The sequence below is a fragment of the Clostridium sp. DSM 17811 genome (assembly GCF_018861905.1).
In the GTDB taxonomy this organism is placed as follows: domain Bacteria; phylum Bacillota; class Clostridia; order Clostridiales; family Clostridiaceae; genus Clostridium_AD; species Clostridium_AD frigoriphilum.
Map to the genome: position 1 here is coordinate 230,729 of NZ_JAHLDU010000005.1, position 20,169 is coordinate 250,897.

The 20,169-nt window shown below is 33.0% G+C and carries 16 protein-coding genes; 7 read left to right on the forward strand and 9 right to left on the reverse strand.

Annotation, left to right across the window (positions count from 1 at the left end):
• The first annotated feature begins 36 nt into the window (after nucleotides 1–36).
• The 7 genes from KPL44_RS09285 to KPL44_RS09315 all read left to right on the forward strand — a co-directional run bounded on the left by KPL44_RS09285 (nucleotide 37) and on the right by KPL44_RS09315 (nucleotide 8,948).
• A complete protein-coding gene (locus KPL44_RS09285; RefSeq protein ID WP_216248973.1) occupies nucleotides 37–2,409 on the forward strand; it encodes a methyl-accepting chemotaxis protein in 2,373 nt (790 codons plus the stop codon).
• A 71-nt stretch (nucleotides 2,410–2,480) separates the two neighbouring features.
• Nucleotides 2,481–4,712: a methyl-accepting chemotaxis protein gene (locus KPL44_RS25270; RefSeq protein WP_253201688.1), complete on the forward strand. Its 2,232-nt coding sequence runs from the start codon at nucleotides 2,481–2,483 to the stop codon at nucleotides 4,710–4,712.
• Nucleotides 4,713–4,760: 48 nt separating this feature from the next.
• Entirely contained in the window at nucleotides 4,761–5,249 is a 489-nt protein-coding gene (locus tag KPL44_RS09295) for a chemotaxis protein CheW (protein ID WP_216248975.1), read from the forward strand.
• A gap of 173 nt (nucleotides 5,250–5,422) precedes the next feature.
• Nucleotides 5,423–5,620, forward strand: a complete 198-nt coding sequence (locus tag KPL44_RS09300) for a hypothetical protein (protein ID WP_216248978.1) — start codon at nucleotides 5,423–5,425, stop codon at nucleotides 5,618–5,620.
• Between the two features lie 303 nt (nucleotides 5,621–5,923).
• The gene (locus KPL44_RS09305; RefSeq protein WP_216248980.1) at nucleotides 5,924–6,979 is read left to right on the forward strand and encodes an efflux RND transporter periplasmic adaptor subunit; all 1,056 of its coding nucleotides are present in this window, start codon (nucleotides 5,924–5,926) and stop codon (nucleotides 6,977–6,979) included.
• Nucleotides 6,979–7,671, forward strand: a complete 693-nt coding sequence (locus tag KPL44_RS09310; protein WP_216248981.1) for an ABC transporter ATP-binding protein — start codon at nucleotides 6,979–6,981, stop codon at nucleotides 7,669–7,671. The genes KPL44_RS09305 and KPL44_RS09310 overlap by 1 nt, the downstream gene beginning before the upstream one ends.
• A gap of 47 nt (nucleotides 7,672–7,718) precedes the next feature.
• Entirely contained in the window at nucleotides 7,719–8,948 is a 1,230-nt protein-coding gene (locus KPL44_RS09315; RefSeq protein WP_216248984.1) for an ABC transporter permease, read from the forward strand.
• Between the two features lie 156 nt (nucleotides 8,949–9,104).
• Here KPL44_RS09315 and KPL44_RS09320 read toward each other — a convergent pair whose 3' ends face one another.
• From KPL44_RS09320 to KPL44_RS09360, 9 genes are all read right to left on the reverse strand, one after another.
• A complete protein-coding gene (locus tag KPL44_RS09320) occupies nucleotides 9,105–9,521 on the reverse strand; it encodes a MaoC family dehydratase (protein ID WP_216248985.1) in 417 nt (138 codons plus the stop codon).
• Nucleotides 9,522–9,548: 27 nt separating this feature from the next.
• Complete coding sequence (locus tag KPL44_RS09325; protein ID WP_216248987.1) at nucleotides 9,549–10,946, reverse strand: GntP family permease; 1,398 nt, start codon at nucleotides 10,944–10,946, stop codon at nucleotides 9,549–9,551.
• A gap of 37 nt (nucleotides 10,947–10,983) precedes the next feature.
• Nucleotides 10,984–12,543, reverse strand: a complete 1,560-nt coding sequence (locus KPL44_RS09330; protein ID WP_216248989.1) for an acyl CoA:acetate/3-ketoacid CoA transferase — start codon at nucleotides 12,541–12,543, stop codon at nucleotides 10,984–10,986.
• A 182-nt stretch (nucleotides 12,544–12,725) separates the two neighbouring features.
• Nucleotides 12,726–14,123, reverse strand: coding sequence for a GntP family permease (locus KPL44_RS09335; protein ID WP_171298225.1), 1,398 nt, complete (start codon nucleotides 14,121–14,123; stop codon nucleotides 12,726–12,728).
• A gap of 106 nt (nucleotides 14,124–14,229) precedes the next feature.
• Complete coding sequence (locus KPL44_RS09340) at nucleotides 14,230–15,783, reverse strand: acyl CoA:acetate/3-ketoacid CoA transferase (RefSeq protein ID WP_216248990.1); 1,554 nt, start codon at nucleotides 15,781–15,783, stop codon at nucleotides 14,230–14,232.
• 282 nt (nucleotides 15,784–16,065) lie between these two features.
• Nucleotides 16,066–16,482, reverse strand: a complete 417-nt coding sequence (locus tag KPL44_RS09345; protein WP_216248993.1) for a MaoC family dehydratase — start codon at nucleotides 16,480–16,482, stop codon at nucleotides 16,066–16,068.
• A gap of 34 nt (nucleotides 16,483–16,516) precedes the next feature.
• A complete protein-coding gene (locus KPL44_RS09350) occupies nucleotides 16,517–18,067 on the reverse strand; it encodes an acyl CoA:acetate/3-ketoacid CoA transferase (RefSeq protein WP_216248997.1) in 1,551 nt (516 codons plus the stop codon).
• A 256-nt stretch (nucleotides 18,068–18,323) separates the two neighbouring features.
• A complete protein-coding gene (locus KPL44_RS09355; protein WP_216249007.1) occupies nucleotides 18,324–19,688 on the reverse strand; it encodes a sigma-54 interaction domain-containing protein in 1,365 nt (454 codons plus the stop codon).
• Between the two features lie 201 nt (nucleotides 19,689–19,889).
• Nucleotides 19,890–20,169 (reverse strand): electron transfer flavoprotein subunit alpha/FixB family protein (locus KPL44_RS09360; protein WP_216248626.1); only part of this gene is annotated, 280 nt, incomplete at its 5' end.

Genomic DNA, 20,169 nt, shown 5'->3' on the forward strand with positions numbered 1-20,169 from the left:
TAAATTTATTTTAATTAACATTAGGGGGAAAAAATTATGAAATGGTATTATGACATGAAACTTAGCAAAAAAATGATATTAGGATTTATTATAGTTGCAATATTAGCAAGTAGTATAGGGTTAATTGGTATTTTTAGTATTCAATCGACTCAAAAAAACTCTCAAAATATTATTACCAACTATGGAAATTCTCAAGGCCAATTAGGTTATATAGCTGAAGCTTTTCAAAAAAATCGATCGGCTATAAGAGATTTGGTATCAGAAACTGATATTAATAATTTCAAGCAATATCAAGATATAATAGTAGCAGATGATACTATAATAATAAAAAATTTAGCGGAGTTTAAAAAGACTAGGAAAAGTGAAGCAGAGATTGGAATTTATGCTAAATTAGAAAAGTCTTTAAATGATTATAATACTGAGAAAGATCAAGTTTCGGCATTAGCCATTCAAAATAAAGATGCACAGGCCACAGCACTTTTAAAGAAAGCGGCTATACATAGTGATGAGGTTTCAGCAAATATTGATGATAATATGCAACAAAATATATCTACTGGAACTTCATTAAATAATTCTGAACAAAGTTCAACTAATAGGATAATATTAATACTTATTGTTATCGTGGTAATTGCAGTAATAGCATCCTTATTATTAGGGTATTTTATATCAAATTTAATAGCAAAACCTATTAAAAGATTACTTGAAGCAGCAGATGAAATTTCACAAGGTCATTTAGATGTTAAGGTAGAAACTAATAATAAGGATGAAGTTGGCGAGTTAGCACAATCATTCGAAAAAATAATTGTGGCTATAAAGTTATTGAGTAGCGATGTAAATATGATGGTAGATGCAGCAGTAGCAGGTAAGCTAGATACAAGAGCAGAAATATCTAAACACAGTGGAGATTATAGAAAAATAGTAGAGGGTATAAATAATACTCTTGATGTAATTACTGAGCCAATTAATGAATCTAGAAACGTACTATCAAAGATGGCATTAAATGACCATACCTTGAGTATGACAGGCTCTTATAAAGGAGCTATGAAAGACTTTGCAGAAGATATTAATTCTGTTCATGCTAGAATTTCAGCTGTAGTAAAATTATTAGTGGAAATATCTGTGGGCGATACAAGAGGGCTTGAAGGACTTACAAGTATTGGCAAAAGGTCTGAAAATGATGAATTAATGCCGTCAATGATAGTAATGATGACAACAATACAAAATCTTGTAAATGAAGCAAGTATGATAGCGGGGTCTGCTGCGGATGGTAACCTTCAAGTAAGAGGGGATGTAACAAAATTCAAGGGAGGTTACCGTGAAGTTTTAGAAGTCTTTAATATGGCACTTGATGCTATGGAAGAACCAATAAATGAAATGGAAGAAGTATTAATGAAAATGTCAGAAGGAGATTTATGCGTAAACATGGCTGGGGATTATAAGGGAAGTTATGGAGTTATAAAGGAGTCAGTAAACCATACTTTGGAAGTCTTTAATGAATTATTGAGTAGTATTACTGAGTCATCTGAGCAGGTTTTATCTGGCTCAAATCAAGTATCAGATGGAAGTCAAGCCCTTTCACAAGGTACTACAGAGCAAGCAAGCTCAATAGAAGAATTAACATCTTCAATTACAGAGGTAGCAGCTCAGACTAAACAAAATGCAGTTAATGCAAGTCAGGCAAATGAACTTGCACTTAGCGCTAAAGAAGGAGCTATACTTGGAAATTCTCATATGAAAGAAATGCTTGAATCTATGGATGAAATTAATGTATCTTCCTCTAATATTTCAAAGATAATTAAAGTTATTGATGATATTGCTTTTCAAACTAATATGTTAGCATTAAATGCTGCAGTTGAAGCAGCGAGAGCGGGGCAACATGGTAAAGGCTTTGCGGTAGTCGCAGAGGAAGTAAGAAATCTTGCAGCTAGAAGCGCGAAGGCTGTTAAAGAAACTACAGAATTAGTAGAAGGGTCTATTAAGAAAGTAGAGCTTGGAACAAAAATTGCTAATAATACTGCAGAATCCCTTGACCAAATAGTCTTAGGAGTATCAAAGGCAGCAACGTTAGTTGGGGAAATAGCAGCTGCTTCAAATGAGCAAGCAACAGCGATATATCAAATTAATAAGGGAATAGAGCAAGTTTCAGATGTAGTGCAAACTAATTCAGCAACTGCAGAGCAAAGTGCGGCAGCCAGTGAAGAACTCTCAAGTCAAGCAGCAATGCTTAAGAATATGGTTAGAAAATTTAGTCTAAAAGGAGGTACTATCATAACTCATAATGAAGTATCTTTAGAAACTAAAAGAAATTTGAGTAACATAAAGAACAATTCATTAGCTCGGGATGAAGTGGCTGTAACTAAAAGTAAACCAAGAATATCCCTTAGTAATAAGGAATTCGGTAAATACTAAAAAATAGTATTTTTAAAGAAATCTTATAAAATGTGAAAAGTAATTAGTAATTAATATTAGGAGGAAAATTTATGAAGTGGTATATGAATATGAAAACACGACCAAAATTGTTAACTTGGTTTACTATTATATCTATTATTGGATGGTTTATTGGTTATATGGGGTACTCAGCGATTAAAAGGATAGAGACGATAAAAGTTTATGATTTTACGGTTTTAATGATTATGATATCAATTATAGTAGGTATCTCTATTTCTATTATTTTGGGACTTAAAATATCTAAGATTATCAGTGAGTCAATTGAAAATTTAAACATAGATATAAATAGCCTTAAAGATGCAATAGGGGAAGGTGAATTTGGAACAAGGATAGATGAAACAAAACATAATGGATATTATAAGGGAATAATACAAGGTGTAAATAAAACTATTGATTCATTAACGCAGCCATTAAATGAATCAAGAAAAGTTCTAGGGAGTATGGCAGCAAATGATCTAACAGTTAAAATGACAGGTTCATATAAAGGGATGATGAAGGAATTTGCTGATAATATAAACTCTGTTAATTCAAGGATAGCAAATGTAGTAAAACTTAATACGGAAATATCAGTAGGCGATATTAAGGGCATTGAGGAAATTCGCAAAATTGGTAAACGGTCAGAAAATGATGAGTTAATGCCAACAATGGTGATAATGATGTCTACAATAAAGGATCTTATTGAGGAGATTGCTATTATATCAGATGCAGCTGTGAAGGGAAATCTTGATGTTAGAAGTGATGTATCAAAATTCCAAGGAGGTTATCGCGAGATAATAGAAGGGTTTAATGGAACATTAGATGCAATTACTAAGCCAATAAATGAATCAAAAAAGGTTTTAGCAGGTATGGCTGTAAATGATCTTACAATCAAAATGACAGGCTCTTATGAAGGCGTGATGAAGGAACTTGCTGATAATATAAATTCTGTTAATGAAAGAATTTTGAGCATATCCGACTTGTTTACACAAGTATCCTTAGGTGATACAAGTCGACTCGAGGATCTTAATAAAATTGGTAAAAGATCGGAAAATGATAAGTTATTGCCAGCAATGATTTTGATGATGTCTACTATACAGAATCTTATTAAAGAAATAAGTGTTATAGCAGATGGTGCAATAGATGGAAAACTTGAAACTAGAAGTGATGTTTTGAAATTTCACGGTGGGTTCAGAGATATATTAGAAGGACTTAATAAAACTCTAGATGCTGTGGAAGCACCAATAAATGAGTCGGCAGAAGTATTAAAAGAGATGGAAGCTGGTAATTTATGCGTGAATATGATTGGTAATTATAAAGGTAGTTATCAGGTTATAAAGGATTCTTTGAACAATACTATAGAATCTTTTAATAAATTATTAGGCAATATCACTGAGGCGTCTGAGCAAGTTTTATCTGGCTCAAACCAAGTATCAGATGGTAGTCAGGCATTATCACAGGGAACTACTGAGCAGGCAAGTGCTATAGAAGAGTTGACTTCTTCAATTACGCAGGTTGCAGCACAAACTAAACAAAATGCAGTCAATGCAAGTCAGGCAAATGAGCTTGCACTTAGCGCTAAAGAAGGAGCTATACTTGGAAATTCTCATATGAAAGAAATGCTTGAATCTATGGAAGAAATAATTGTATCTTCCTCTAATATTTCAAAAATAATTAAAGTTATTGATGATATTGCTTTTCAAACTAATATGTTAGCATTAAATGCTGCAGTAGAAGCGGCAAGAGCGGGTCAACATGGTAAGGGTTTTGCGGTAGTTGCAGAGGAAGTAAGAAATCTTGCAGCTAGAAGCGCGAAGGCTGCTAAGGAAACTACAGATCTAGTGGAAGGCTCTATAAAGAAAGTGGAGTTTGGAACAAAGATTGCTAATAATACTGCAGAATCTCTGAATCAAATTGTGTTAGGTGTATCTAAGGCTGCAACTTTAGTTGGAGAAATAGCAGCGGCTTCAAATGAGCAGGCAACAGCGATATACCAAATAAATAAGGGAATAGAGCAAGTTTCAGATGTGGTGCAAACTAATTCAGCAACTTCAGAGCAAAGTGCAGCAGCTAGTGAAGAACTTTCAAGTCAAGCAGCGATGCTTAAGAATATGGTTGGAAAATTCAATCTAAAAGGAGGCACATCATTAGCTCATAATGGAATGTTTTTAGAAGCTCAAAGAAATTCAAACCAGATAAAAAATAGATCTTTAGCCAAGGATGAAGTAGCAGTAACAAAAGGTAAACCAGTTATATCTCTTAGTAATATGGACTTTGGGAAGTATTAATGTAAACAATATGTTTAGAATGATGATTTTGTGAAAGGTGGTATTAAAATGGCAGAGGTTTTAGATGAAATTATTGAAACGGCAGAAGATACTCAAAAGGGTAAATTTTTAACTTTTTACGTTGGGAAAGAGTCTTATGGAATTGAGATTAAGTTTGTAACAGAGATAATTGGTATACAGGAGATAACAGAAGTACCTGAATTGCCCAATTATGTAAAGGGAATAATAAATCTTCGAGGAAAAATCATTCCGGTTGTTGATGTAAGGCTTAGATTTAAGAAAGAACCAAAGGAATATAATGATAGGACATGTATAATTGTAATTGACATTAAGGGGATTTCTGTGGGACTTATTGTAGATAATGTTTCTGAAGTAATTAATATAGAGGACAGTAATATTGTTCCTCCACCAGACATTAAAACAAGTTTTAACAATCAGTATATTAGGGGAATAGGAAAAGTAGAAGATGAGGTAAAGCTTATTTTAGATTGTGATAAATTACTCAATGATGATGAGATTGAGATTGCAATAAAATAATTTGATTAGTTAATAAGTCCATTAAACAAGTTCCATTAAATAATATTGTAATGATTCTTAAAGTTTATACATTGTTTATATTTAGTTTATAAAAAGTAGAGAAATTAAACTTAAAATAGAATTATTAGGATTACTAACCTCGCTATTAAAAATATTTAACTTTGGAGGATAAGATGATTAAAATATTATTTATAATGGATGCTATAGTGCTAATAATAGCATTAGTTTTTTGGATTATTGGGTTAAAGTATCAGAGAAATGATGCAGACAATTCAAAAGGTGCTGAATACATATTAAGCGCTACTGGTGTTACAGGAATCTGTATTATTTTTAGTGCTATACTATTTATACCAGTGTTCTTTCCAATTTAAATCGGAAAGTTACTAAAATATGACTTATAGAATAGGTATTTAAAATATTATAAATAAAGGCTATATCGGTTAATACAACTGATATAGCTTTTAATAATTAAGTAACATATTATGATTATTTTTGATAAGTTGTAATATTAAGGGGTGATTAGGAGAATAATAATCATTTATCGGACTAATTTAATAAAAATTTAATACATAGGTAAGGAAATGTTGATACTTATTGATACTTATTGATACTTATCGTGTAAAATATAAACTATTGAATTTATTTTTTGAATTATAAATATGTAGGAGGTTATCATGAAAAAGAAAATTATTATTGGCGTAGTAATAGTAGCAATTATAGGTATTATTGGAGGGATCCAGTTCACTTCAAGAAATAAGAAACAGGTCATAACTGTAAAGACTTCAAAGGTTGCAATAGGCGATGTAAAAATGTACTTATCCACCACAGCTACTATAAAATCTAAAAATGAAAAAGATTATGCTGTATCTGCGGCAACTAAGATTTCAAATGTTAAAGTTAGTGTTGGTGATAAAGTTAAAAAAGGGGATATTATATTAATTTATGATACAGCTGATCTTAATAATCAACAAGAATCTGCTCAAATTAATTATAATAATGCTATATCTCAAAAAAAGGATGCAGTGAATAAAAATGATAATGCAAATGTATTATCTGATGAAAAGATAATACAACTAGATAATGCTGTTTTAGCAGCTAAAAACACTCTTGATTCAGTAAAAATTAAATTATCGCAAAACTCAAATATTACATCTGACATTGATGGAGTTGTAACGGAAGTTAATGTTATAAGTGGTCAAACTGGAGGACAGGGAACGGCTATAATTGTTCAGGATATATCAAATTTAAAGGGTATTGTTAAAGTTGGAAAATATGATGCTGCTAAAGTAGCTATTGGACAATCATCAACAATATTAAGTGGTGGTAAGAGTTATAAGGCTAAGGTCTCAAAAATCTATCCAACGGCAACAGTTAATACAACAGCTACAGGTGGAGATACAACTTTAACTGTAGAAATTGATGTACTAGAAGCAGCGCCGCAGTTAAAAGTAAACTTTGACTCAGATGTGGATATATTGCTTAATCAAGTACTGGCTGCTGTGAAGGTTCCTGCAGAGTCGATATTAACTAACAAAGATGGGTCGACTTATTTGTTTGTTGTTAGTGATGGAAAAGCAGTCCAAAAAAACGTAAAATTAGGACTCCAATCAGATACTGATATGGAAATCGTAAGCGGTGTAAAAGTAGGTGAGAGTGTAATATTAAATCCAGGTAGCTCCATCACAAATGGTGTAATGGTTAAAGATTCTATTAATCTAGGAGGAAAATAATGATAGAAGTAAAGGATGTATTAAAAAGATACATAACTGGAGATATTGATTTTACTGCACTTAAATCGGTAAGCCTTAAAATTGAAAAAGGTGAATTCACTGCGATAATGGGACCTTCAGGTTCCGGGAAATCAACTTTTATGAATATTTTAGGATGCTTGGACAGAATGGATGCTGGTACATATTTCTTAAATGGCCAGGATGTCTCCAATCTCGAGGATAATCAACTTGCATTAATAAGGAATAAAGAGATAGGATTTGTATTTCAAGCATTTAATCTACTCCCAAGGATATCAGTACTTGAAAATGTTATGCTCCCAATGCTTTATGCAGGAATACCCGCAAAAGAAAGAAAGGAGAGGGCACTTATCGCACTTGAAAAGGTTGGACTTAGTGACAGGATTAAACATAGACCTAATGAAATATCTGGCGGACAAAAACAAAGAGTTGCAATTGCAAGAGCAATGGTTAACAACCCGGCAGTCATTATGGCAGATGAACCAACAGGTAATCTAGATACAAAATCATCAATTGAAATTATGAAAATATTTCAAAATTTAAATGCGGATGGTGCTACTATTTTAATGGTTACCCATGAAGATGATATAGCAAAATGTGCGAAAAGAATTGTAAGATTCCTAGATGGGAAAATAGTTGATGATTACCCTGTTTCAGGAAGATCAATATTATAAATAATATATTACGCGTAAATATTTTCACGATAAAATGGAGGGCAGTTATGAATATTTTAGAGAGCCTCAAAATGGCTATATCCAGTATTTTATCAAATAAAATGAGATCTTTTCTCACAATGCTAGGAATTATAATAGGTATAAGCTCAGTAATTACTATTGTTGCGCTTGGTAATGGAGGAAAAAATTATATTGGAGATGAATTTACTAAAATGGGGTCAAATACAGTTACTCTAAATGTGGATTCATCGAAAGTAGAGCAAATAAGTGATTATTTTACACTTGAAGATGTAAAGCAAATAAAAAATAGAGTAGGTACTGCTAAGTATATTTCTCCAACTGTTTCAAAAAAAGGAACAGCAAGAACTGATACAAAGACTAATACTGCAAATGTTACCGGAGTTAATACGGATTATTCATTAATAAGTAATGTAGAAATTGTATATGGAAGATTTTTAAATGAGAGAGAAGTTGAAGAAGGTAAGGCTGTTGCAGTAATTGATCAAACTTCAGCAAAGGCACTATTTGGGACTGATGATGCTGTAGGCAAATCATTTAAATTAGGACCAGTAGCTTCTAGTAAAAGTGCAACTGTTGTTGGTGTTTCAAAAGCAAGTAGCATGTTCGGCGGTAGTAGTGGACCACGTAGCAGAAGTGGTGACAGTACACCAACACTTGTAACAGTGCCAATTACATTTCTTGAAACACTATTTCCATTAGATTTTAATATATCAACACTTACTATGACATCTACTTCACAAGAGAATTCTGTGCAAACTGGAAATGAAGCCTTGAAAATTCTTCAGGCTAAACATGATAACAAAACTTTAGACCTTTATAAGGCTACTAATTCGGCTAGTATGCTTGAGTCAATTAATCAAGTTTTAGGGATTTTCACAGCATTCCTTAGTGCAGTAGCTGCGATATCTCTTTTGGTTGGAGGTATTGGAGTTATGAATATAATGCTCGTTTCTGTAACTGAGAGAACAAAAGAGATTGGTATTAGAAAAGCAATTGGGGCTACCACTAATGCTATATTATTTCAATTTTTAACTGAATCCGTAATATTATCTCTTATAGGAGGGCTTATAGGTATGACACTTGGTATAGTTGCAGCTAAAATAATAGGATCGTTTGCGGGCATTACCCCTAGTGTTTCCATCTTTGTTATATTAGAAACAATATTGTTTTCATCAGCAGTCGGAATATTTTTTGGAATTTATCCCGCAAGAAAAGCTGCAAAATTAAATCCTATAGATGCACTTCGATATGAATAGATTTTAATTTAAGCAATAATTGGAAAATACATTATTATTGTTTTAGGACAAGAATTAGAGTTGGGTAAAATTTTAATAATAGGGAATATAAGTGGATTTAGTAAAGTAAATCTATGTATATTCCCTATTATTTATTCTATTTTTAGAAAATGATTGTTATTTAGGTGGCATAACAGTTGCAACACCTTTAAGAACAATAACACCATCTTGATTAGTACATGTTGTACTCAATTTCATAATATTTTTTTCTTCCTTTTTTTCTATAACTTCAACTTCAGCTTTTATAGTATCTCCAAATCTAACTGGTGCTGTAAATCTGAGTTCTTGACCTAGATAAATAGTGCCTGGTCCTGGCAATTTCATGCCGAGTACTGCAGACACAAAACCTGCTGTTAACATTCCATGTGCAATTCTGCCTTTGAACATTGTTGTTTCAGCTTCTCTTTGGTTTATATGAGCAGGATTTAAATCTCCAGTTATTCCGGCATAAAGATATACATCAGATTCACTTATAGTTTTTTCAAAAGAGTCTTTATCACCTATATTTAGTTCTTTCATTGTTAAACCTTTCATTAAAAATCCTCCTTTTATTTTGAGCTATTATACAAAATGAATAATTGATTGTAATCCAATGAGAAGGAAACATGTTCCTGTCTTAAGAAGAGTTATAGCAAATATATCTTTATAAGCTTGTTTGTGTGTTAAACCTGCAATTCCAAGGAGTGTAATAACGGCTCCATTATGAGGCAGTGTATCCATTCCACCAGATGCCATTGCAGCAACTCTATGGAGCAACTGAGGGCTTATACCAGTACTTGATGCCCAAGCTAAGTAGTGCTTGCCAAATGTGTCCAGGGCAATACTCATTCCACCTGATGCGGAGCCTGTTACTCCAGATAAAACATTCACTGTAACTGCTTCTGATAGTAGTGGACTACCATGAGGATTTATATTTGTTAAAGCATGGGCAATGGATTGAAAACCTGGTAGTGTTTTTATAACATTACCGAAACCTACTTCGGACGCCGTATTTATAACGGCCAAAAGAGAACCGATAGCCCCAGCATTGATAGCTTTAGCTAAATTACCTTGCATACGTTTAGGATTGATAAGCATAGCAAGAAGAATTCCTACGATAAGTGAAATCATGAGTGCCCAGTTATTCATAGTTCCTACAACACCAGCTGATAACATATTGTAAGGTTTCTTAGTTACCCAAGATATGATATCCCAATGTGGAAAAACTAATTTTTGTAGAATGAGGGTCACAACTAGTACTGAAACCAACGGTAATGCTGATAAAAATGCATTTGGCAAACTAGCATCGTCAACTATAATAGGTTCATTAGTATGATTTTTACCATAGCCTTCTCCAGCTGCGTGTGCTTTACGCTTACGCCACTCCAAATAAAACATACCAGATGACATAATGATGATTGCTCCAAGTATCCCCATTACAGGTGCAGCATAAAGATCTGTGTTAAAAAATTTCATTGGGATGGAGTTCTGAATTTGTGGTGTTCCAGGAAGTGAATCCATAGTAAATGTAAAGGCACCAAGTGCAATAGTTCCTGGGACAAGACGTTTTGGGATGTCTGCTTCTTTAAAAATAGATGCTGCAAATGGATATACCGCGAATGCTACTACAAATAAACTTACACCACCATAGGTAAGGATAGCTGCTGATAAAACTACAGAGAGGATTGCTCTTTCTTTTCCTAATTTTTCTACTATAGCTTTTGCAATTGCTTTTGCGGCTCCAGACTGTTCCATAGTTTTTCCAAATATTGCACCCAATAGAAAGAAGGGAAAATAAATTGTTATATATTTACCAAGATTGGGTAAGAATATTTCTGTATAAGTGGGCAAAATAGCCATTCCAGAAAATAAAGCGGCTAGTAGTGCAAAAATAGGGGCAAAAACAATGACTGAGAAACCCTTATAGGCCATAAACATTAATAGGCATAAACTTAATAATATACCGAAAACTCCTAACATTAAAAAAACCTCCTAATTATATTTTGTTTTAAATTATTTACTTAGTTTTAGCTAATTTGATGCCTACAATACCTTCAATAAATAATTTCTTATCCATCAACTTTAAATCTTTAGATATAATAGGAGTAAAATCCATTTTATCTAAAATGTCATTTTGCATATCGATACCAGGAGCGATTTCTTCTAAAGTAACACCTTCTTTAGTTAATTTAAAAACTACTCTTTCAGTAATGTATAAAACTGGCTGGGATACATCTAAAGCATACTCAGCACTAAAGGTAATTTGTTCAACGGTTTTAATGAATTTATTAGTTTTACCTTCTTGAATTATATTTAATTTACCATCATGAATTTCAATTTTTAAACTGCCTGCTGTAAAAGTTCCACAAAAGACAACTTTTTTAGAATTTTGCGTTATATTTATAAAACCGCCACAACCTGCAATTTTAGGGCCAAATTTACTTACATTAATATTTCCTTTCTCGTCGCATTGAGCAAGACCCAGGAAGGCTATATCAAGACCCCCACCGTCATAGAAATCGAATTGGTTACTTTGATCAAGTATGCTTTCAGGATTTATTGAAGCCCCAAAACTTAATCCACCAGCAGGGATTCCGCCTATTGGACCTGATTCTAAAGTAACTTTAAGATCATTTGCTATTCCTTCTTCATTTGCAACCATTGATATGCCCTCAGGAACTCCTATTCCTAGATTAGTAATAGCATTAGGAATAAGCTCCATTGCAGCCCTTCTTGATATTATTTTACGTTCATCGAGTTTTAAACCAGAAATATCACTAAGCGCCATTTTTATTTCTCCATTATAAGAGGGGTTATATTGCTCTGCGTAGGTTTGCATATGATTTTCCGGTTTTGAAATAACAATAGCATCCACAAGTATTCCTGGGATTTTAACTTTTCGTGGGTCAAGGGTGCCATTTGCTACAATTTTCTCAACTTGAAGTATTACAATTCCGGAAGAGTTTTTGGCCGCTTGAGCCATAGATAAACCATCAAGTGTTACAGCTTCTTTTTCCATAGTCGCATTTCCATTCTCATCAGCATAAGAAGCACGAATAAGTGTTACATTTATTGGGAATGATTTATAAAATAAATATTCTTTATTATCAATCTCTATAACTTTTACTATGTCTTCTTTAGTAACAGAGTTTAATTTACCACCATCAATTCTAGGGTCTACAAAAGTTTTTAGTCCAACATGAGTTATTGTTCCTGGTTTACCCGCTGCGATATCTCGATATAGGTGAGATATTACTCCTTGGGGAAGATTGTAAGCCTGGATTTTATTCTCTATAGCTAATTTTACAAGTTTAGGTGCAAGTCCCCAGTGTCCACCTATTACCTTTGAAACTAAACCCTCGTGGCCAAGATGATTCAGACCTTTGTCTTTTGAATCTCCCTGACCCGCAGCATAAACTAAAGTTAAATTATTTGGAATACCTTTTTCAAGGAAACACTCACTAATTTTTATAGTTAATTCTTCAGGGTGTCCGCAACCGATAAAACCTCCCACTGCGATGGTATCTCCGTTTTTAATTAAAGAAATTGCGTCAGTGCTAGACATAACTTTTTTCATTTTAAGACCTCCTTTTATAGTATTATTAGTCAAACTTCTTTTAATTATAAGAAGGAAATATTATTACCATGAAAAGAAATTAAAAACAATTTTAAAAAAATCAGGGGATGATAACGAAAAAATAGACGGTATTCTTAAGATTTAAGAATACCGTTCATTAAAAACATACTTGTATTTAATTATTAAACAAAATGTAAAATTGATTGTAATCCAATTAGAAAGAAACATGTTCCTGTCTTAAGGAGAGTAATAGCAAATATATCTTTATATGCTTGTTTATGTGTTAAACCAGAAATTCCTAGGAGTGTAATAACTGCTCCATTATGAGGTAATGTATCCATTCCTCCAGATGCCATAGCAGCAACTCGATGGAGTAATTCAGGGCTTATACCAGTATTTGATGCCCATTGTAAGTAGTGTTTACCAAAAGTATCAAGGGCTATACTCATACCACCGGAAGCAGAGCCAGTTACTCCAGATAGAACATTTACTGTAACTGCTTCAGATAGTAATGGACTACCATGAGGATTTATATTTGTTAAAGCATGAGCTATAGATTGAAAACCTGGTAGTGTTTTTATAACATTACCAAAACCTACTTCAGATGCCGTATTTATAACTGCTAAAAGAGAACCAATAGCACCAGCATTGATAGCCTTAGCTAAATTACCTTGCATACGTTTAGGATTAATAAGCATTGCAAGAAGAATTCCTACGATAAGTGAAATCATGAGTGCCCAGTTATTCATTGTTCCTACGACACCAGCTGATAACATATTGTAAGGTTTTTTAGTTACCCAAGATATGATATCCCAATGTGGGAAAACTAATTTTTGCAAAATAAGAGTTACAACTAGCACAGAAACTAATGGTAATGCTGATAAAAATGCATTTGGCAAACTATCATCTTCAACCATAACAGGTTCATTAGTATGGTTATCGCCATAGCCTTCTCCAGCGGCCTCAGCCTTACGTTTACGCCATTCTAAATAGGTAATACCACATGTCATAATAATAATTGCTCCGAGTATTCCCATAACAGGTGCTGCATAAAGATCTGTATTAAAGAACTTCATTGGAATGGAGTTCTGAATCTGTGGTGTTCCTGGAAGCGAATCCATAGTAAATGTAAACGCACCAAGTGCAATTGTACCTGGAACAAGTCGTTTTGGAATGTCTGCTTCTTTAAAAATAGATGCTGCAAATGGATACACTGCAAATGCTACAACGAAAAGGCTTACACCGCCATAAGTAAGTATAGCTGCTGATAAAACTACTGAGAGTATTGCTCTCTTTTTCCCTAATTTTTCTACTATAGTTTTGGCAATGGATTTCGCCGCACCCGATTGTTCCATTGTTTTTCCAAATATTGCTCCCAATAGAAAGAACGGAAAATAAATTGTTACATACTTACCGAGATTAGGAAGGAATATTTCTGTGTATGTGGGCAAAATAGCCATCCCAGAAAATAAAGCTGCTAGTAGTGCAAAAATAGGGGCAAAGACAATGACAGAGAAACCCTTATATGCCATAAACATTAATAAACATAAACTTAATATGATACCGAAAACTCCTAACATTTATAAAACCTCCATTAATTAAAATTTTATTCTCTTTTTTTAACCGTTTATTTTTTATTTTTTAACAAAAATTATACCAATATTATTATTCCAAAGACTGTATTTATTAATTGGCCAATTTAAGACCTATAATACCTTCACTAAATATCCTTAAATCCATTAGTTTTAGGTTTTTAGATATAATTGGAGTGAAATTCATTTTATCTAGAATATCATTTTGCAGATCAATACCAGGAGCGATTTCCTCTAAAGTAACGCCTTCCTTAGTTAATCTGAAAACTGCTCTTTCAGTAATGTATAAGACTGGTTGAGAGATATCTACAGCGTATTCTCCACTAAAAGTGATTTGTTCAACATTTTTAACAAATTTGTTAGATCTACCTTCTTGAATTATATTTAGTTTTCCATCACGAATTTCAAGTTTTAAGCCACCTGCTGTAAAAGTCCCACAGAAAACAACTTTTTTAGAATTTTGAGTTATATTAATAAAACCACCACAACCTGCGATTTTAGGACCAAATTTACTTACATTAATGTTCCCGGTTTCGTCGCATTGAGCAAGACCTAAGAATGCTATATCAAGACCTCCACCATCATAGAAATCAAATTGGTTACTTTGATCTAGTATGCTTTCAGGATTTATTGAAGCTCCAAAACTTAATCCACCTGCTGGGATTCCACCTATTGGGCCTGACTCCAAAGTAACTTTAAGACCACTCCCAATTCCTTCTTCGTTTGCTACCATTGATATTCCTTCAGGTACACCTATTCCAAGATTAGTAATAGCGTTAGGAATAAGTTCCATTGCAGCTCTTCTTGATATTATTTTTCGTTCATCTAGTTTAAGTCCGGGAATATTAGTAAGTGCCATTTTTATTTCACCGTTATAAGATGGATTATATTGCTCCGCATAGGTTTGCATATGATTTTCAGGTTTTGAAATCACAATAGCATCCACAAGTATTCCTGGGATTTTAACTTTTCTTGGATCAAGGGTGCCGTTTGCTACAATTTTTTCAACTTGAAGTATTACAATCCCACCAGAATTTTTAGCCGCTTGAGCCATAGATAGACCATCAAGTGTTACAGCTTCTTTCTCCATAGTGGCATTCCCAAACTCATCAGCATAAGAAGCCCTAAGAAGTGTCACATTTATAGGAAAAGCTTTATAAAACAAATATTCCTTATTATCAATTTCAATAACCTTAACTATGTCTTCTTTCGTGATATCGTTTAACTTGCCACCATCAATTCTAGGGTCTACAAACGTTTTTAAGCCAACATGAGTTATAGTTCCGGGTTTACCTGCTGCAATATCTCGATATAGGTGAGATATTACCCCTTGAGGAAGATTATAAGCCTGAATTTTATTTTCAATAGCTAGTTTTACAAGTTTGGGAGCAAGGCCCCAGTGACCACCTATTACCTTTGAAACTAGACCTTCAACGCCAAGACGATTTAAACCCTTATCTTTTGAGTCTCCTTGCCCAGCGGCATATACCAAAGTTAAGTTATTAGGAAATCCTTTTTCAAGAAAAGACTCATTGATTTTTATTGTTAATTCTTCAGGGTGGCCGCAACCGATAAAGCCTCCAACCGCAACAGTATCTCCATTTTTGATTAAAGCAATCGCGTCATAACTAGACATAATTTTATTCATTTTTTAACCCCCTTCATTAAATTGTTTGTAAAGCTTTTCATAATTATAAATAGCAAATATCATGCCAATAAATAAACAATAAAAAACAAATTTTATGTGGCTTTTCAATGACTTTTAAGTGTTTTTAGTAAGAATCTGTTTATTAAGATTAGTAGTGTGTTCATAGAAACGAACATGATTTATGTAAACATTATCATGGTGTTCTTAAAATGGAACAGTATTTTTAAAATATAAAAATACCGTTCTATAAAATAAACACTTATTTTATAAAAGGGGCAGGTTTTATTTAGGTGGCATAACAGTTGCAATACCTTTAAGAACAACAACTCCATCTTGATTAGTACATATTGTACTTAATTTCATAATGTTTTTTTCTTCCTTTTTTTCTATAACTTCAACTTCGGCTTTTATAGTATCCCCAAATTTAACTGGCGCTGTAAATCTGAGTTCTTGACCTAGATAAATAGTGCCTGGTCCAGGTAATTTCATGCCAAGTACAGCGGATACGAAACCTGCTGTTAACATGCCGTGAGCGATTCTACCTTTGAACATTGTTGTTTCAGCTTCTCTTTGATTTATGTGAGCCGGATTTAAGTCACCAGTTATTCCAGCATAAAGATATACATCAGATTCGCTTATAGTTTTTTCAAAAGAATCTTTATCACCAATATTTAGTTCCTTCATTGTTAAACCTTTCATTATTAATTCCTCCTTGTTATTTTATTTTGAATTATTATGAAACTTTAAGTCCCATAATTTTTTCCTCAAAAATTCTTTCATCCATAAATTTTAAATTTGATGAAATTACTGGCATGAAATCCATATGTGCCAAAATATCTTTTTCAAGATCAATCCCTGGAGCAATTTCAGTAAGTACTACGCCTTTGCGGCTAAGTTCAAAGACAGCTCTTTCAGTAATATACAATACTGGTTGGGAGACATCTACGGCATACTCGCCACTAAAAGTTATTTGCTCAACAGTTTTAATAAATTTGTTGAATTTACCTTCTTTAATTATATTTAACTTTCCATCTTGTACTTCAATTTTTAAAGCACCGGCAGTAAAGGCACCACAGAAAACAACTTTTTTAGAGTTTTGAGTTATATTGATAAACCCACCACAACCTGCAATTTTAGGACCAAATTTACTTACATTAATATTTCCTGATTCGTCGCATTGAGCAAGGCCTAGGAAAGCTACATCAAGACCACCACCATCATAAAAATCAAATTGACTAGTTTGATCAAGGATCATTTCAGGATTTATTGCAGCTCCGAAACTTAATCCACCTGCAGGGATTCCACCTATAGGGCCTGATTCCAAAGTAAGTTTCATATCGCTACCAATACCTTCTTCATTTGCGACCATGGAAATACCCTCAGGTACTCCTATTCCAAGGTTAGTTACAGCATTGGGTATAAGTTCCATAGCTGCCCTTCTAGATATTATTTTTCGTTCATCTAGTTTTAAACCGGGAATATCATCAACTGCCATTCTTATTTCACCATTGTATGAGGGATTGTATTGTTCCCCATATGTTTGCATATGATTTTCAGGTTTGGAAATCACAATAGCATCAACAAGTATTCCTGGAATTTTAACTTTTCTTGGATCTAAGGTGCCATTTGATACAACTTTTTCAACTTGAATGATTACAATTCCACCAGAATTTTTAGCTGCTTGTGCCATAGAAAGAACATCCAATGTTACGGCTTCTTTTTCCATAGTGGCATTACCACTTTCATCAGCATAAGTAGCACGAATAAGTGCTACATTTATAGGGAAGGCCTTATAGAACAAGTACTCCTTATTATCAATTTCAATAACTTTAACTATATCTTCTTTTGTGATATCGTTTAACTTACCGCCGTCAATTCTCGGATCTACAAAAGTTTTTAAACCAACATGTGTAATAGTTCCTGGTTTTCCCGACGCGATATCTCTATAAAGATTAGAAATTACACCTTGAGGAAGATTATAAGCTTGAATTTTATTTTCAATAGCAAGATTTGAAAGTTTGGGAGAAAGCCCCCAGTGACCACCTATTACTTTTGAAACTAATCCTTCCACGCCAAGACGATTTAAACCTTTGTCTTTTGAGTCTCCTTGTCCGGCTGAGTATACCAAAGTTAAATTATTTGGGCTTCCGCTTTGGGCAAAAGATTTATTAATTTCTATAGTTAATTCTTCGGGGTGACCTGAACCGACAAATCCTCCAATTGCAACGGTGTCACCATCTTTTATTAAAGTGATTGCGTCATAACTAGACATAGTTTTTTTCATTTTTTATCTCCTTTTATCATATTATTAACACCTGTTATAAATATAACAAGCAAGAAGCATGCCAACAAAAAGTGACTAAAATATACAATAATATCGTGTTAACGTTGGGGCTTGATGATTTTATTAAAGATTGTGTAGCTTAGATAAAATTCTATGTACGGCATTAAGAACTTAATATATGTATATATAGGATTTTAGTTCGAAAAAATGAACGGTATTCTTAAGGTTTAAGAATACCGTTCATTTTAAAGAACAATTATAAAGGTATATTATATTTTTGAATTTTTTCATATAAACTTGTTCTTCCAATTTCAAGTTTTTTAGCAGTCTTAGTTTTGTTTCCGTTGGTTGATTTAAGTGCATCCATAATAGCTTGCTTTTCTGCTTCTTCTATAGTTGATTCAAGACTTTTAATAGGTTTAATCTGTTTTCTCCCTGTGATTTCATCAGGTAGATCTATAGGACATATAGTATTGCTATTTTCTATTACGTTAATTGCCCTTTCCAATATATTTTCAAGTTCCCTTATATTGCCTTCCCATGAATAATTTTTTAGAAAATATTCTGATTCCTTAGACATACCTACAATTTTCTTATTCAAATCTTCAGCAATTTTTGTTATAAGGTGATTTGCAATAAGTAAAATATCATCGCGCCTTTCACGAAGAGATGGAATAGTAATAGTCACTACATTTAATCTATAATAAAGATCTTGCCTAAACTTACCTTCATGCATAGATTTTTCTAAGTTTATATTTGTTGCAGCAATTATACGAATATCAATTTTTTTACTTCCTAATGAACCAATTTTTTCAACCTCTTTTTCTTGAATTGCTCTTAGTAGTTTAACTTGCATATGAAGAGGCATATCTCCTATTTCATCCAAAAAAATTGTTCCACCATCCGCTAATTCGAATTTTCCAATTTTACCTTCTTTTTTAGCACCTGTAAATGCACCACCTTCGTAACCGAAAAGTTCAGATTCTAATAAATCGGTCGGAATAGCTCCACAGTTTACCTTTACAAAAGGTGCATACAATCGATCACTAGCTAAATGTATTGCATGGGCAAATAGTTCCTTCCCTGTGCCACTCTCACCAAGTATAAGCACATTAGAATGTGTTTGAGCAGCCTTGCGGGCAATAGATTTAGCTGCCAATATCTTTTCGCTTGAACCTATTATGTCATCAAAGGAATAACTTGCAGTATTTAACTGTTTTAACTGAGTTTTATAGGTTTCAAGTTCCTTTTTCATAGTTTTAATTTTACTATAAAGCGTATTTAGTTCCTTTACATTTCTAAATAATACTTTACCAATAGCACCAATTATTTCTCCATTTTTAATTATAGGCATTCTAGTGGCTATCATGTAGCTTCCTTTTATAGATTGTAGCTGAGCAGTTTCTGTAACCCCTGTTTGTACAACAATATGCATCCTTGTATTTTGAATAACATCAGTAACAGGTTTCCCTATAGCATTTTCTTCTGAAATTCCCATAAATTCACAATATGATTTGCTAATCATAGTTATAATCGCGTTTTTATCTATAATGATAATACCATCATAAGCATTGTCTATAACAGTTTTTAATATTTCTACAGCATCTTTTTGAAAATCCATTATAAAATCAGCTCCTTCATATATATTGTGTATAAAGCATCATATTAATATTAATATTTTAGTTTATTTAGAGTCATTTGGAAAGCAAATTAAATTTATTACATATATTCAATAAAATGCTTAGAAAATTAGTTAATGAAATTTTTGTAAAAAAAAAGAGCGATTTTGATGTAGAAATACATCAAAATCGCTCCAGTTAAACTATTTATTTTTTAATGTATTAATTTGAGCTATCATTTCTGGGATTACTTTAAGGAAATCTCCAGCTATTGCTACATCAGCAGCTTTCATGATAGGTGCAGTTGCATCTTTATTTATAGCTATTATGAAATCAGAATCTTGCATACCAGCTAAATGCTGAATTGCTCCCGAAATACCGCAAGCTATATATACAGTTGGTCTTACAGTTTTTCCTGTTTGACCTACTTGTACTGCTTTATCTATCCAACCATTTTCAACTGCTGCTCTTGATGCTCCTACT